We start from the raw sequence: 15,852 nt of genomic DNA on the forward strand, positions 1-15,852 counted from the left end.
GAGAAATCTGTCATGGATATGCTGCTCACAGTTCTTTCAGCGCTTCTCGATCCTTCTAATTTGCTTGTCATCTTTGGCGGAACTGTCATTGGTATCATTTTCGGGGCCGTTCCTGGCCTTTCAGCCACGACGGGGATCGCATTGATGCTGCCGGTATCTTTTTCGATGACACCCGTCACGGGCATTCTCTTTTTGGGTTCTGTTTACGTTGGCGGTATTTCCGGCGGTCTTATCAGCGCTGTTCTAATCGGCGTGCCCGGAACGCCCGCGTCAGTAGCGACATGCTTTGACGGCTACCCGATGGCGAAAAACGGCCGCGCGTCCCGCGCGCTTGGCATCGGTATTCTCGCCTCGTTCATAGGCACATTTGTTAGTGTTCTCATTTCCATGATCTTTTGTCCGATTCTAGCGCGCTATGCGGTGAAAATGGGGCCGTGGGAGTTTTTCTCACTGTGCTCCTGCGCGATCATTCTCGTTGTGACGATGTCCAAAGGCAACATATTCAACGGTCTTATCGCCGGGCTGCTTGGCGTAATTATCTCCACGATCGGCATTGCCCCGATCGACGGCGCGAAACGTTTCACGTTTGACATCGTCAACTTGTATAGTGGCGTCAACCAGATAGGTCTGATCCTCGGCGTGTTTGCCGTCGCCACACTGGTGAAGAATTTCGCCAAAGGCGATACCAAAACACCCGACATCGATACCAAAAGCGTCACCGGTTTCGGCATACCGTTTGGCGAGTTTTTCTCATACTGGTTCCTGATTGTAAAATCATTCTTTATCGGTCTGTGGATTGGTTTTCTGCCGGGGCTTGGAGCGGGGCTTGCCAATCTAGTTGCCTATGCTCAGGCAAAAGCGTCGTCCAAGACGCCTGAGAAATTCGGCACGGGCTGCGACGAAGGCATCATCGCCTCTGAAACGTCAAATAACGCGGCAATCGGCGGCGCAATAATTCCGATGGTGGCTCTAGGAATTCCCGGCGATACGCCGACAGCCATGCTCATCGGAGGACTGATGATCCACGGCATCGATGCCGGCCCACTTCTTATGGTCAACAACAGGGAACTTGTGTACTGCTTCTTCGGCGTGCTGCTGTTCTCCGCCGTGTTGGTACTGGTTCTGCAATTTTTCGGCATGCGCACATTCCCGTACATTCTACGCACGCCGGTGTGCTATCTTTACGCGGCGATCCTCGCGATCTGCGTCGTCGGGGCGTATGCTGACTCGAACACGATATTCAACTGCGGTCTGATGATCGTCATGGGCGGCGTGGCTATTCTGATGGCAGCTGGCAATCTCCCCACTTCGCCGTTCATCCTTGGTTACATTCTCGGGCCGATGCTTGAATCAAACCTGCGTCAAGGGCTAACATACAGTCAAAATGGTTTTGTAACGTTCGTCACGCGACCGGTCAGTCTGACGCTGCTGTTGATCGCTTTCGGCTCACTGGTCTGGCCATTCGTCCGCGACAGGCGCAAAGCTGAACGACACCTTTCCGGTACAGAAACTGAAATGGAAAAGATGTCGAAAGTTTTCGACGTCAAGGAAGATTGATTAAAAAACACGTTTTCTGCTGGGGAAAGTTCTTACTGTTGTTGTTCCAGCCTTTTGAAGAACTCTGTTAGCGCAGAGATCAGGGCTTCTTTCTCCGTAGCTTTGTACGTTCTCGACTGCCTGTTCGTGACGATTGAGCAGGTGCGGCGCTCCGGTTCCTGCGCAAGCAAGTAGTAATCCAGATTGTACTGTTGGGCGAAGGAGCGCGCGATTGACAGCGGCAGAATAGACCAGTAGGGCGAATTGCTCAACATTGGCGGTAAAATCTGGGCAAAACTAGTCTGTACGAACGGACGTTTTTCCTCCCACCAGCTCTTGCGCCACTGAGTAAATGAAGGAGTAATATCGAAAAAAAGTTCGCGCGAGACATCCAAATCTTTGGGATGCACGATCTTTCGGGAGTATTCAGCGCGATTGGCTTTCGACGTAAGAAGCACATACGATTCACGATATACCGGAACGATCTGGAGCTGCTCGTGAAACAGACTGGTTTCGCGATTGGTCAGTCCGATATCGCTCGATCCGCTTTCGAGAGAGTCGAAAATCTCCCAAGAGTGACTGTTGTGGATTGACAGAGCCAGATTTTTGTGACTCTGTGCATAATCGAAAAAAAACTTAGGCAGCAGATACGAACCAATGCTTTCAGTACAGGCGATTTTCACGGACGTGCGGGCCGTTTCGTTACGCAAGGCGTATGCCGACTCATACAGATCAGCCCACTGCTGGATGATAGGCAGCAGACGCACGCCCTGTGCAGTTAGTTCGATCGTCTTCTGCCCACGTTCACGCAAAACGAGCTGAAAGCCGAACTCGCGTTCGAGATTCTGAAGGCGCTGCGTTACAGCGGACTGGGTAAGCCCAACAACGCGGGCCGTCTGAGTGATGTTGCGCGAATTACACAGTTCCAGATAGATTTTAGCGTCTTTGAAATCCATCGCTGTGTTCCTCTCATCATTTCAAAAGATTCTGTTTCGGAGAGAAAGCATTGTATTTTACGGAGCCGCGCCCCGTTGCAAAACGATGAAACAGCTTTGACCATTTTGAATGAAGGTCATCTAACGCGTCTATTTTATCAAAAAGTAAGGAGCTACGATCACATATGAACGAAGCAACGCTGATCAAAAACGTGACGATTTACGATGGCACGGGCGGACGCCCCTTTGGGAGCGATGTGCTCATCAGGGATGGTCTGATCCATAAGGTGGCGCGCTTCATCAGTACTGTGGATTGCAAAACGATCGATGGTGCCGGAAAGATCCTCACCCCTGGTTTTATTAACTGTCATAGTCACTGCGAGCTTTACCCATTTAACAACCCACAGATGCTCCAGTCGGTCGGCCAGGGTATCACAACGGAGCTGGTCGGGCAGGATGGTCTGTCGGTCGCGCCGATTGACGACTTTCACGCCGCCGAACTAACGGAAAATATGATCTGCCTGTGCGGCAAAGCTGAAAAAACGTTTTGGTGGCGCAGTCACGCTGATTTCATGCGCCTCGTCGAAGAGCAGAATCCTGCCTGTCGTTTCGTGGGCCTGCTCGGCTCCGGTACGATACGAATGAACATTATGGGTAGCGAAAATCGCCCTGCCACGACAAGTGAGATCCGAGCTATGCAGGACTTGATCGAACAAGGTATGGAAGAAGGTGCTCGCGGCCTCTCATTCGGTCTGATCTACCCGCCTAGCAGTTACGCTTCAACCGAGGAGATGGTTGAGGTGTGTAAGGCCGTCGCAAAACATGATGGCATCATCATGGTACACATGCGCAGCGAGATGGATCTGTTGCTGGAGTCGTTCGAGGAAATGGTCCACATCATGAAGGCAAGTGGCGTGCGGCTTGAGATCTCCCATCTCAAATCGCTCGGTCCCCGCAATTGGGGCAGCGTGAGGATGATCCTCGACCGCATGGACGAACTTCAGGCACAAGGATATGATATCGGTTTCGATCAGTACCCATGGGACGCCGGCAGCACCGGTCTGAAAGCAACCGTTCCCGACTGGGCGTATTCCGGCGGCGAGGACGCCTTTGAGGCACGCCTTGCTGATTCCGCCGAATACAAAAGAATCTACAATGAAACCGCGCGCATCCTCCACAACCGCGGTGATGGGGAACGCGTCCAGATTGCTTCCATTCCCGAGAGCACGGAAGATTTCTCCTGGATGCCCGGTCTTCGCATTGACGAAATCGCCCACCGCCTCGGCATGGACGAAGTGACCGCCGTGCTGTATATCTTGTCTAAGACACGCTCGTCCGTACTGTGCGTGTATCACTCCATCAGCGAAGATGACGTTCAGGCCGTCATGCGTAGCCCATGGCATGTCGTCTGTACCGACGGCATCATCGGCGCCGTGCCGCATCCGCGAGTTTATTCCAGTTATCCCCGCTTCCTCGGTCACTATGTACGTGATATGAAGATCATGCCGCTCGAGACGGCTGTCAATCATATCGCCGGTGAACCGGCACGGAGACTACGGCTATGGGACCGCGGCATAATTCGGGAAGGCATGTCAGCCGACCTTGTACTACTTGACTATGAACGAATCAACGCCACAAACAGCTATGTTAATCCCATAAAGCTCCCAGAAGGTATCTGCAAAGTTTGGGTAAAGGGCATTCTCCGCTACGAAGAAGGCATGAAACTGTAACACAATTGCCCCACTCGCCAGCACTTGCTGCTAGCGCGCGGGGTAATTTTTCTTTCGGTATTTCATATTCATCCAATACTCTTGAATACTCGTATCAAAATCTTGATCTTATGGCTCGTAAAAAGTTTCGTAGTCAGAATAAAACTGTTCAAGTTGACTTAAAGATTTCACGTAGTTTTTGTAATGTGAAATACCATAAGCAAAAATTGAATTGAGGAGCGACATGCAACCTACATAGGACGCTACGTAATTCTGCGTTCGTGTCGAACATGTAAAAACCAAATCTGCATAAACATATGACGGTGAAAGCTTGTCATCTGTCACTAAAACGATAGGGATTTTTCTGTCATGCAGCGTTTTGAGCATCTTGACCACATCTTTTGAATAGCGATTGAATGAAAAGGCCATAACTAAATCGTCAGAATGAACCGTAAGCATTTTGTCGATGTAATCACCAATTCCGGGCGTAATCGGAAAAACCGTAAGTCCTTGCATACGCAACAACAAACTTGTATAGGTTGCAAAGATTGCCGAGGTTCGGAATCCCATCGTATAGATAATATGAGCTTTTTCAGCTAGCTGAAAAAATTTTTTTATGTTTTCCTGATTAATCGGGTTACCCATTGTCCTGTGAATATTCTCGATATCTAATCTTGTTACTTCATCCAAAACGCTCTGTTGGTGTGCCTCGGTGAAATTATTGTCGTTGATATTGTAGTGACTGATCAAAGTTTGCTGAATATGATCCTGCATCGCCTGCTTGAACTCCGAAAATGCGGAATACTGCATTTCAGTACAAAATTTTATCACTGATGTCACGCTTACGCCGGCAGCTGTCGCTACATCAGTAATCGTACAAAAAGGAATGTCGCTGTAATGCTCCATGATGTAGGTCGCAACTTTTCTCACTGCGGGAGAAAAAACAGATTGTCGCTTTTGAATTTTTTCCAGGAAATTTTGCATTGCAGCTCCACCTCGATTTATATCCATCATAACAAATTTCCGCTTGAATCACATCATGAATATCTCAGAAGATGAAGATCTCAAGGGTTTAATAAAGTTTTTCTCATTCATTCAAAAAAATTTGTCCATGTATACAAAATAATTTTATTTTTTTGTTGAAAGAAAAAAATTTTATGCTAGCATTAAATTACATCATACGATGTTACAAAAACAGTTCGGCGAATTTTATTCCAAAAGGAGCGCGACGCAATGAGTACTTCACATCTCGAAATTTTATTTTTGAACAACGAGGAGGTCAATTCTCTAGCGGGCAATTCTATGCCGGATGTTATTCACGATATCGAACGAGTTCTCTCGATGCTTGACAAGGGAGAAGCAATCAATGCCGGTAAAATCGTTCTTCATTGGGGAAAAACCATCGAAGAAGAGAACATTTATGGGCGCATCAATGCCATGCCAGGTTTTGTCGGCGGCGAATACAACATGGCTGGCATTAAATGGATTGGCAGCAATCCCAACAACTACAAACAAGGACTGCCGCGTGCAACCGTAACCGTGATTCTGAACGATCCAATATCTAAAGTGCCGGTATGTATTTCTGACGCGACCACGGTCAGCGCCAAGCGTACTGGCGCCGTTGCCGGATTGGCGATGAAGTACCTCGCGGTGCAAAACGCACAAACAATGACGATATTCGGTGCGGGGGCACAGTCGCGTACGCAGCTCGAAGCCGCCATGGTCGTTCGTCCGTCCATCAAGGAAGTTTATATTACTGACATCGTATTTGAACGCGCCGAAAGCTACGCCGCGGAAATGACCGCAAAGTATCCCGGTCTCAAAGTTACGGCAGTTCAAGACGCCTCTGATGCCTGCAGAAAGAGCGACATTATCAGCACTGTAACCATTGCGACAGAGCCTGTTGTGCAGGCGGAATGGATTAAAAAGGGCGCTCTCATGATCAATAATGCTGATTATGAATACACATATGACTGCGTAAAGTTGGCCGACAAGATTTTCGTTGATACATGGGAAACTATCAAACATCGTATGATTAGCACTGTAGCTCTGATGTGGCGAGATGGTCTGTTTAAGGACGAACAGATCACGGCTGAGCTTGGTGAGATTATCAACGGCAAAAAGAAAGGGCGTGAGAATGACGAAGAAACAATTTACTTTAACGCCGTCGGTATGGGCATCGAAGATATCGCTGTCGTGACCAGGGCTTATCATAAGGCCGTGAAACAGGGCGTAGGTACTAAAGTTCCGTACTGGGTATAACCCTCCGCCTCGCTCTATTCTGATACTACTTCTCAATTAAAAGGTCGAACGCAAGGGCGCTGCAAGGGAGATTCACAAAGCGAGCTACACAGACTGCGCAGCAGTCGAGTATGTTCGATCGACTGAACTTCCTCGCAGTGCCCCGTAAACTATGTTAATGTGTTTTATCAAGAAGAAGTATAAGATTCTCAGACAAATATTATGATGGGTCTATATTTTTGAGAAAGGAGTCCCCACTATGTTCCCTCTGGAAAAAATCACAGGCGGTACGCTCAATAATCTGCTGTTTTATATCAGCATCGTCGGTTTATTGCTTGTCGTCGCAAGCCTTATCCGGCTTAAAGTCCGTTTTTTGCGCAAGGCGTTTATCCCCGCTTCCTTGCTGGGAGGTCTCATCGGGTTAGCTTTAGGGCCACATGCGTTGAAAATTATTCCTGCGACGATGATGACATCTATCGGTTCTTTGCCGGGAACAATGATTACGATCGTCTTCTCATGCATGCTGTTGGGAGTCAAAAAAGAAGAAACGGGGGCGCATGCTCTTCATGACAGCGTGACGGGGCTTCTGTGGCTCTGGTCAAATAGTTTCATGCAGGTAGGCGCTACCTCGTTGCTGTGCGCTGTCGCGCTGATCCCAATTTTCAATATTAACCCGCTGTTCGGCTCTCTCTTCGAAATTGGTTTTGCCGGAGGCCATGGAACGGCGGGCGGCATGGCATCGCTCTTCGAAGATCCGACATTGCTTAATTGGAGCGACGGCGCATCGCTGGCGCCTACCGTCGCTACCATTGGTCTCCTGGTCGGCATTTTTGGCGGAATGGTAGCCATTAACTACGGCGTTCGCAAAAGATACACAAAAATTTTAGCGGAACCCGCGCAGGGCAACGATGTACTTGAAATTTATCCCGAAGGCAACCGCTCGGCAAGCTCTAACATGACTGTCAGCCAAGATGTTGTCGAACCTTTTGCCCTTCATTTAGGCGTCATTGGTATCGCTGTTATTATAGGTCGCTTGATCGTCTGGGGGGTTGGCATTGTCTTCAAGTACAAGGGTTTGCCGCTCTTCCCCTTCGCCATGATCGGCGGTTGGATGATCAACTTCGTTATTCAGCACAGCTCGCTCCGCGATTTGTTCGACCGCGCTACGTTTCAGCGCATTCAGGGCATGGCCCTTGAAATTTTGATTGTCGCAGCGATGGCTTCTATTAAGATTCCAGTTGTGGTCGAATATTGGATGCCGCTGCTGATTGCCACTGTCATTATTACAGTCTTCATGTATTTCTGGCTGTTCTGGCTGAGCCCGCGCGTTTTTTCCCATTGTTGGTTTGAGCAGGGCATCATTCGATTCGGTGCATTTACTGGTGTAGCCGCTGTTGGCTATATGCTGCTTCGTACGTCAGATCCTAAGATGGAAACGGATGCTGGAACCATTTATGCTCTTGGGTGTCCTCTCATGAGCCCTTTTATCGGCGGTGGGCTAGTGACGACAATGTATCCGTACTTTATCAAAAACTTTGGCGCACTGGCGGCAGGGTTGACTCTCTGTACGGCTTCAATTGCCCTGATCGTTGTGATGCGTTTGTTCTTCTGGAATAGGACTATTCAGAAACAACAGCGATAAGTCTATTCTATGCGAGAGGAAGCTTTTTTATGGAAGCGAGTGTTACAGTTATTGGTGCAGGGAATGGCGGAACGGCGATCGCCGCATACCTTTCCAGCCAAGGCGTAAAAGTAAATCTATGTGACCTTTTTCCACAGTACATTACAGGCATTCAACAAGCAAGTGGCATTAATCTAACTGTGAACGGGCGAACATCACACTGTCAGTTGAATTTAGTGACGACTGATATTCCTCTTGCCATTCAGGATATTCATTTGATCATGGTTGTCACACCTTCTTTTACTCATCGGTTGATTGCAAAAGCTTGTTGCAATGCGTTGGAAGAGGGACAGACTGTTATCTTGAATCCTGGACGTACTGGAGGAGCTTTGGATTTTCTTAATGTAATCCGTAGTCGGGGCTGCAAGGCTGACGTTACTATTGCGGAGGCACAGACACTGATCTATGCTTGTCGTAAGACGGGGCCCTCGTCTGTGGAAATCAGTGGTATAAAGAAAAAGATCCTTCTGGGAGCTCTTCCGGCAAACCGTACGGAACAGGTATTGGTAATGCTCAAGCCTTTTTATCCACAGTTCGTAGCAGCGAAGAACTGTCTGGAGACAAGTCTTTCTAACATTGGTGCGCTTTTCCATCCAACTCCGCTGTTGCTGAATATCGGCAGGGTTGAGAGTGAAACTGGTGGTTTTCGTTATTACCTTGATGGGATTTCCCCTTCCGTGGCTGTTCTGGTCAAGGAGATTGACAATGAACGTATGGCCGTTGCCGCTGCTTATGGTGTGAGCGTCCTCAGTGCAGAAGAATGGCTGGTTGAATCGTATGATACTCATGGAGAGGATTTGTATCATTTGATTCAGAATAATGCCGCCTACAGCACAATCAAGGCACCAAAGACAATTGATGCCCGTTATATTACTGAGGATGTTCCAATGAGCCTTGTGCCAATCTCCGAGCTGGGGCGTAAAGCGGGCATTGCCACGCCTAATATCGACGCTGTTATCCAGCTGACAAGCGCAATCTATAAACGAGATTTCCGAGCGAGCGGCCGCTGTTTAAAGAATCTTGGTCTTGACAGTATGGAGAGGGAACAAATTATTCATTATTTTGAGACTGGCAGCCTGGCAACAGTTGATCCAAATTGGCATTAATAACTATTTCTTAATTAAAACACTGAATAGCAATGGCGTCTCGAGGGAGATCCACAGAGCGAGTTACGCAGACTGCGCAGCCGGTGAGATAGTTCCGAGCAACTGAACTTTTCTTGAGGTGCTTCAGGACCGTCGTTAAACTATTCTATTAAAAATTAGTATTAGAATCCATGCCTGTTCCAATCACTGGCATGAGGATACTACCCTTTCTCCATCGTACATGTCCCCATTATGGCCAACATGGAGATATCCCCCCTTGGATCTGGAGGCGTTTGAGCTGGGTTCAACGCTCGTTGAAGTAGAAAGCAAAATCCACTGGATTAGGTGTCCCGAGCATGGAGTCTCTGTCACTGCTGTCTCGTGGGCATATCCGGGGAGTCATCTCACCAAGGATTTTGACCTCACGATCGGTCGTTTTGCCGTTTATCTTCCCCGTGGTAACGTCTCGAAGTCCATGCAGATTGACGGGCCGTTGGTAGCAGTGTCCACCGTATGCCCCATATCATTGAGCCGAAGCGTTCCAGACGTCTTGAGCACTTTATGAATCTCGGTATCGATTCTTTCCACACTGTCGAATGAGCCATGGACATCTTGGATCAGGTTTGAGGATTTTACTTCTTAATCACAAATTAGAAGGGCCTGGTCCTTATAAACACTGAAATGAGGAGCGATTTTACCCCACCCTTCCTCCCTAAGATTCTGAAGATCACGAAAAATCTGCTCTATGATGTCGATTCGTTTGCCGGTCAGCGATACAAAAACCTGCATGAACCCGAAACCAAGCAGGGAAATGAAGATCAGCAGCAAGTCAATGCCTCGCCGCCGCGTGTTGATATATGTTTTGATCACGTTAAACCCCCTTTCATTTTGGGGGAAGATGCTGGCCATTAGAGTGTTGTCCTTTGTCTCTTGTATGCAAATAAATGTAACATAAAAGAGACAGCGGAGTCCTCAGGAACTTCACGGTCTCTTTTTGTTGATAAAATGTTATTCTTCCCACTTCTGGAACCCCTTGCCCAGCACTTCCGAGGCGACGGAGAGGCGCAGGAAGGCGTTGGGGTCGTGTTCTTTGAGGAACAGCTTGAGCTGGATCTCCTGGCGCGGAGCGAGCAGGGTGATCAGCACGTGACGGGGATCGGAGTTGAAGCCGCCGCGGGCGTCGAAAATCGTCACGCCGCGGTGCAGCGTGTAGACGATGTAATTGCGCACCAGCTCCGCTTCGCTGGTGATGATCATGGCTTCCTTGCGCGAGGAGAAGGCCCGCAGGTCTCCGTTCATGACCAGCGACGTGATGTAGGACAGCAGCAGTCCGTAGACGACGTTCTCGACCGACACGACCCAGAAAAACAGCAGGATCACGGCGAAGTTCAGCAGCATCGAAATGTTGCCCAGCTCCACGCCCGTTTTGCGCCGCACCGCGACGCACACGATGTCGATGCCGCCGGTCGAACCGCCGCCGGAAAACACCGTCGCCAGCGCGATGCCGTGCAGCACGGCCGCGACGACGACCAGCAGCATACGGTCGGCGATGACCGGCGCGGGGAAGCGCGCGAAAAATTCCATGCCCAGCGACATCAGGACGGTGGAGTAGAGCGTCCAGTAGAAAAAGCGCTTGGGAAGCATCTTATAAGCGAAAAGGAAAAGCGCGAAGTTGAACACGGCGTTGCTGAGCCCCAGAGGAATGCCGCTGAGGTAGTTGAGGAACAGGCAGACGCCCATGACGCCCGTGTTGGGCAGCATCGCCGGCTTGATGAAAAAGACGGTGCCGACGCAGTAAAGCAGGGTGCCGACGGTGGTGACGAAAAAAGTCCGCAGTTCCTCTTTCAGCGCTTCGGGCGTGACGCGCAGACGCGCTGCGATGTTTTCAAGCATGGATTGATCCGCTCCTTACCATGATGTTCATTGTACCGCGATCCTGTTTATCATACCTGATAAAACCTCAAAAGAGAATTCCCAGCGTCGGAAAGCCGAGCGAGACATATAGTTTCCTTACGGAACAAACGGCCGTTCCCGACGAAAAGTACGAAAAAGCCCCGCCGTGCAGACGGCAGGGCTTTCATTCTTCATGGAGCGGAAGACGGGATTTGAACCCGCGACCCCAACCTTGGCAAGGTTGTGCTCTACCCCTGAGCTACTTCCGCGTGGAGAATGGCGGGGCTGAAGAGACTCGAACTCTCGACCTCCGGCGTGACAGGCCGGCGCTCTAACCGACTGAGCTACAACCCCATCCACGAACGCGACACGTAATATACCAAACTTGGATTCCTTTGTCAAAGGGCAATTTAAAGCTTCGATCTTTGTCAAGCGTTCTTCCTGTGACCGCACGCCTGAGTCTTATAGATTTTGTGATTGAGGCATTTTAAACAGTGAAAGAACACTATATAATGAAAAACGCCGCACAGAATGGCGCAGCCCACAAAGAGGCATGGATTGGGGATGGTCGCCGCGCGCCCCGACGCCATCGGGCCGAGCGGCGGCAGCGGCGGTTGCCAGCCCCGCGTGGAGAAGCGCATCTTCCTCGCCGACCGCGCCGGGTGTCTGATCCCCGTCGGCAGTCAAACGCTGAAGGCGCAGACGCCGCACCGCGTTTTCTTTTTCCGGGACGAAAAATGCGCCGTCAGGCTTGCTGCCCCCGTCCGGCATCCCGCCGACGACGAAGCGGCCGAAAAGGAGCGCCTGAGACGGCAGCTGGTGTGATTTCGGACTGGCCGTCGTTCGTTTTCAAGAAAAAATCCGATTTTCGAGAACGGGGGAAATCTCATGAAAGTGCAGATTTCGTTGACTGTGGAGGCGGGCAAGCGTCTGATCGTCAAGGCGATCCTTTCGCTGCCCGCCGTTCGGAGAGCGCTGGCGGAAGGGCAGCTGCTCCTCAAGGGCGGCACGACCGTTTCGCTGCTCTCCGAGGCGGCGTGCGGCGTTCCGCTGAAAATCTGCGGCCGCATCGACCGCCGGGGCGCGGGGAGCTGCGCCGGAAGCTGCGCGGCCCCTCACAGCCTTTTGCTGCGCCGGGGCGTTCCCGTGCCGCTGGACGTCGGGATTTGGTCTTCCGGGAAATTGAAATTCTCGCCGGGCGACGTCTGCGTGATCGGCGCCAATCTCGTGGACCGTCACGGACGCGCGGCGATGCTGGCCGGAAGCCCTTTCGGAGGCGCGCTGCATTTCTTCACGGCGCTTCCCGCCGAAGGCGTGGAGACGATCGTCGCCGCCGGGTTCGAAAAATACGCGCCCTGTTCGCTGGACGACGCCATGGCCGTCGCGTCGCGCGCCGCCCCCGATCTGTCCATGGGCATGGCGGCAGGTCTGATTCCCATCCCCGGCCGCGTGATCAACGAAGCGGAAGCCTGCAGGATCCTCGGCGCCGCGGAAGCGCAGATCGTCGCGCGGGGCGGCATCCAGGGAGCGGAAGGCGGCTGCACGCTGCTGGCGAGCTTTGACGAACGCCCCCAAGGCGAGGCGTTCTTCAACGAAATTCTGGCGTTGGCCGGCACGGTTTTTCAAAAAAGCGCGGGCGACGCAAAGTCGCTGAAAAGCTGTCTTGACAACGCCTGCGGCCCGGCCGGCGCGGAGCACCGCGGCTGCTGGTACCGAAGCCGCCGCGGAGAACTTCCGGTCTAGGACGGACGCCATGTTTACCGTTGCCGACATGCTCAGGCTGCCCGTTTTCGCCGGCCATGAGATCGCGGCGGGCAAAAACGGGACGGGGCGCCGCGTCCGTTTCGTCGATTTCATCGAGATCCCCGATCCTTCCGGCTGGTGCCGTCCCGACACGTTTTCCTTCACGACCGGCTATGCCTTCCGCAACAACCCCGAGCAGATCTGCCGCATCGTCCGCGTTCTGAGCGCAGGAAGAGCCGCCGGTCTGGGCGTCAAACTGGGCCGCTTTATCAGTTCGATCCCGCCGGAAGCGTTCCGCCTCGCCGACGCGCTGGATTTCCCATTGGTCATTCTGCCCAAGAGACTGGCCTACGCCGTCGTCTCGCGCGTCGTCATGCGGGAAATATTCCGCAGCGAGCGGAGCTGCCGCGACGACGGCGGGCCGCTCGGCCTTTTTCAGCTCGAGCAGGATCCCGTCGGTCTGCTCGAGGCGCTGAGACGGCAGGGTTGGGAAAGCTCCCGCAACGTGTGGAGCCTGCAGTGGGAAAAACTGCCGCCGCAACGTCCGTCGCTGCCGCCGCAGCGCGCTTCCCAGTACAGCGCCAACGGCTCCCTGCGCATGCTTGTCGCCCAGCTGCCCGGCGAGCGGACAGAACACTTCGTCGAATTTTTGAAATGCCATCTGCCGCTCCAGCTGGAAGGCCAAAGCCTCGGGATCTCCGGCCCCGCGCCGCTGGAAAATATCGCCCGGAATTTCGCGGAAGCGAAAACGGCCCTGCAGCTTGGCGCGCAGCTCGGCTTCGACGAAGGCGTTTTCGTCTACTCGGAGCTGGAGCTTCTGGACCTTCTCAAAAAGAACCGGCCGCTGCCCGAACTTCGCGAAGCCGCCTCGCGTTGCCTGCGTCCTCTCTTCGACGAAGACGCGAAAAAGCATTCCAGCCTCGCGCAGACCCTTCGCGTCTGGTTCGCCTGCGACGGCTCCTCCGAAAAAGCCGCCCAGCGGCTCCACATCCACCGCAACACCCTGCTCTACCGCCACAAACGGATCATGGAACTCCTCCCGCTGAACCGATACGGCTCAACGATTTTCCGTCTGGCGTTGTTTCTGGAACACAAAAAAGACAGCGAAGAATGTCCATGCTGAAAGCCGCCAAAGGAACGCGTCGTCGCGCGACGCTTTCCCCGGCGGCTTTTTATTGTGCATCGGCACAACTAAATACTGTGTTTTTATGCAATAATATATTTATTGTATTATTTCGAATGATAAAATTAAATACAATCTCGAACGGGAACTTTATAATCAGAGAATTTATTTATAGTGATTCCTTTCGAGAAATTTTCATGATTTCCAACGAAGATCAGGAGGTCAGTCACATGCCAGAAGAGAAGAGAATTCCGCACGTCAAGGCTTTCGAAGGGCAAACGTTCGTCATCAGCGTCATGGTTTCCGTCTTTTCGGCGGTCATCTGTATGCAGATCATCTCCCGCATCGGCACGACGCCGAACACCTCCGTCATCGGCGCGCTGTTCGCCATGGCGCTCGCCAGGATCCCCTTCGCCAGTCTGGGGCGGTTCCGCAGCCTGGACCGCCAGAATCTGGTGCAGACGATGGCCTCGGCCGCCGGATTCGGCGCGGCGAACTGCTGTCTGCTTGCCGTGGGGATCATCTACGTTTTCGGCGATTCTTCCCTGATTCTGCCGATGCTCGTCGGCTCCGGCATGGCGACGCTGATCGGCATGCATTTGGTCTATTCGTTGTTCGATTCGGAAATGTTCCCCGCCCGGGAATCGTGGGCGCCTGGCATCGCCACCGCAGAGGCGCTGATCGCCGGGGACGAGGGCGGCAAAAAAGGGCGCACGCTTCTAAGCGGCATCGTTCTGGGCGCGCTCGGCGCCGGATGCCGGATCAAGCCGTTCCTCGCCGGCGGCATCCCGATGGCCGGCGTGGGCATCGCGTTTATCGCCAACCCGTGGGCCATGTCGGCGCTGGCGGCGGGTCTTCTGATCCGCGGCTACTATCCGAGCCTTGTCCCGTGGCTCGGTTCTCTTGGGCTGACGAATCTCCCGGCGGATCTCGGGAAAACGTACATCCCGCACGGCTTCATGATCGGCGCCGGGTTGATCTCGCTGGTCCAGGCGCTCGTCATGATCTTCAAAAAATCCGTCCGCGAGTTTTCGTCCGAAAGCGCGCCTACGGTGACTCACGCAGCGGCGAAAAAGGCCATCGCCGCCCATATTGGATATTTTGCCGCCGCGGCCGTCGTTCTGGCGTTCATCACCGGCTTTATGACGTCCATGGCAACGCCTCGGCTGCTTCTTTGGATTTTCTGGTGCACGTTCTCGTCCATCGCGGCGGCGATCCTGGTCGGGCTGTGCGCCATGTTCTCCGGCTGGTTCCCGGGTTTTGCCGTGACGGTGATTTTCGTCAGCCTCGGCCTGTTCATGGACTTTCCGCCGGCGGCGCTGGCGGTGCTGGCCGGTTTTGTCTCCAGCACGGGGCCGTGCTTCGCCGACATGGGCTATGACCTGAAGACGGGCTGGATCATCAGGGGCAGCGGCAAAAACCGCGAATACGAACTGGACGGGCGCTGTCAGCAGATGTTCTCCGAGCTCTTCGGCGGCCTGATCGCCGCCGTGGTCGTCGGACTTTTGATGAGGATGCACTTCAATCTCAATCTGCTCCCGCCCGTCAGCCGGGTCTTCGCGGCCACAGTCCAGGCGGGCTCCGATTATGCGATCCTGCTTGAAATGCTGTGCTGGGCCGTCCCCGGCGCGCTCCTGCAGGTCGTCGGCGGGTCGAAAAAGGCGCTGGGGATCCTCTGCGCCACGGGGCTGCTGATACGCAACCCCATCTACGGCGTCGGTCTGGTGGTCGCTCTGATTCTGCGGGCGCTCTTCATCAAAAACCACGAAGAAGCGATGCAGCTTTACGGCGCGGGCTTCGTGGCCGGCGACGGGCTTTTCGGCTTCTTCAACGCTATCGGGCGTTCCTTCGGTTGGTGGTAAGCGCATTCCATCTTCGCGCCGCCGTGAAAGGATGTGAAAATTCG

At 52.8% G+C, this 15,852-nt stretch carries 13 protein-coding genes and 2 tRNA genes; 9 read left to right on the forward strand and 6 right to left on the reverse strand.

All coding sequences use genetic code 11. From position 1 onward, the window contains the following. Window positions 1-12 precede the first annotated feature (12 nt). Complete coding sequence (locus FYJ74_RS06530; RefSeq protein ID WP_154528780.1) at window positions 13-1,557, forward strand: tripartite tricarboxylate transporter permease; 1,545 nt, start codon at window positions 13-15, stop codon at window positions 1,555-1,557. A 32-nt stretch (window positions 1,558-1,589) separates the two neighbouring features. On the opposite strand, the gene FYJ74_RS06535 is transcribed toward FYJ74_RS06530, so the two are convergent. Then, on the reverse strand, window positions 1,590-2,492 hold the full coding sequence (locus FYJ74_RS06535; protein ID WP_154528781.1) for a LysR family transcriptional regulator: 903 nt from the start codon (window positions 2,490-2,492) through the stop codon (window positions 1,590-1,592). 164 nt (window positions 2,493-2,656) lie between these two features. Here FYJ74_RS06535 and FYJ74_RS06540 point away from each other — a divergent pair, with 164 nt between their 5' ends. Continuing rightward, the gene (locus FYJ74_RS06540) at window positions 2,657-4,201 is read left to right on the forward strand and encodes an N-acyl-D-amino-acid deacylase family protein (protein WP_154528782.1); all 1,545 of its coding nucleotides are present in this window, start codon (window positions 2,657-2,659) and stop codon (window positions 4,199-4,201) included. Window positions 4,202-4,309: 108 nt separating this feature from the next. Here FYJ74_RS06540 and FYJ74_RS06545 read toward each other — a convergent pair whose 3' ends face one another. After that, on the reverse strand, window positions 4,310-5,164 hold the full coding sequence (locus FYJ74_RS06545) for a MurR/RpiR family transcriptional regulator (protein ID WP_195838834.1): 855 nt from the start codon (window positions 5,162-5,164) through the stop codon (window positions 4,310-4,312). Between the two features lie 249 nt (window positions 5,165-5,413). Between FYJ74_RS06545 and FYJ74_RS06550 the strand changes: the two genes are divergently transcribed. From FYJ74_RS06550 to FYJ74_RS06560, 3 genes are all read left to right on the forward strand, one after another. After that, on the forward strand, window positions 5,414-6,442 hold the full coding sequence (locus FYJ74_RS06550; protein ID WP_154528784.1) for an ornithine cyclodeaminase family protein: 1,029 nt from the start codon (window positions 5,414-5,416) through the stop codon (window positions 6,440-6,442). A gap of 238 nt (window positions 6,443-6,680) precedes the next feature. Further along, complete coding sequence (locus FYJ74_RS06555) at window positions 6,681-8,063, forward strand: sodium/glutamate symporter (protein ID WP_154528785.1); 1,383 nt, start codon at window positions 6,681-6,683, stop codon at window positions 8,061-8,063. 29 nt (window positions 8,064-8,092) lie between these two features. Beyond that, a complete protein-coding gene (locus FYJ74_RS06560; RefSeq protein WP_154528786.1) occupies window positions 8,093-9,208 on the forward strand; it encodes an NAD/NADP-dependent octopine/nopaline dehydrogenase family protein in 1,116 nt (371 codons plus the stop codon). Between the two features lie 618 nt (window positions 9,209-9,826). On the opposite strand, the gene FYJ74_RS06565 is transcribed toward FYJ74_RS06560, so the two are convergent. The 4 genes from FYJ74_RS06565 to FYJ74_RS06580 form a co-directional block, all read right to left on the reverse strand. After that, on the reverse strand, window positions 9,827-10,096 hold the full coding sequence (locus FYJ74_RS06565) for a hypothetical protein (RefSeq protein ID WP_154528787.1): 270 nt from the start codon (window positions 10,094-10,096) through the stop codon (window positions 9,827-9,829). A gap of 99 nt (window positions 10,097-10,195) precedes the next feature. After that, a complete protein-coding gene (locus tag FYJ74_RS06570) occupies window positions 10,196-11,080 on the reverse strand; it encodes a YitT family protein (RefSeq protein WP_154528788.1) in 885 nt (294 codons plus the stop codon). A gap of 194 nt (window positions 11,081-11,274) precedes the next feature. Next, window positions 11,275-11,349: transfer RNA gene (locus tag FYJ74_RS06575), tRNA-Gly, on the reverse strand. Between the two features lie 8 nt (window positions 11,350-11,357). Further along, window positions 11,358-11,434 (reverse strand) — tRNA-Asp (locus FYJ74_RS06580). A gap of 204 nt (window positions 11,435-11,638) precedes the next feature. On the opposite strand from FYJ74_RS06580, the gene FYJ74_RS06585 reads away from it, so the two are divergent. The 4 genes from FYJ74_RS06585 to FYJ74_RS06600 all read left to right on the forward strand — a co-directional run bounded on the left by FYJ74_RS06585 (window position 11,639) and on the right by FYJ74_RS06600 (window position 15,808). After that, on the forward strand, window positions 11,639-11,905 hold the full coding sequence (locus tag FYJ74_RS06585; protein ID WP_154528789.1) for a hypothetical protein: 267 nt from the start codon (window positions 11,639-11,641) through the stop codon (window positions 11,903-11,905). Between the two features lie 63 nt (window positions 11,906-11,968). Beyond that, the gene (locus tag FYJ74_RS06590; protein ID WP_154528790.1) at window positions 11,969-12,823 is read left to right on the forward strand and encodes a hypothetical protein; all 855 of its coding nucleotides are present in this window, start codon (window positions 11,969-11,971) and stop codon (window positions 12,821-12,823) included. Window positions 12,824-12,833: 10 nt separating this feature from the next. After that, on the forward strand, window positions 12,834-13,946 hold the full coding sequence (locus tag FYJ74_RS06595; RefSeq protein ID WP_154528791.1) for a PucR family transcriptional regulator: 1,113 nt from the start codon (window positions 12,834-12,836) through the stop codon (window positions 13,944-13,946). A 230-nt stretch (window positions 13,947-14,176) separates the two neighbouring features. Next, entirely contained in the window at window positions 14,177-15,808 is a 1,632-nt protein-coding gene (locus tag FYJ74_RS06600; RefSeq protein WP_154528792.1) for an OPT/YSL family transporter, read from the forward strand. Window positions 15,809-15,852: the final 44 nt, after the last annotated feature.

The sequence above is a fragment of the Pyramidobacter porci genome (genome assembly GCF_009695745.1).
Taxonomy (GTDB): Bacteria; Synergistota; Synergistia; order Synergistales; family Dethiosulfovibrionaceae; genus Pyramidobacter; species Pyramidobacter porci.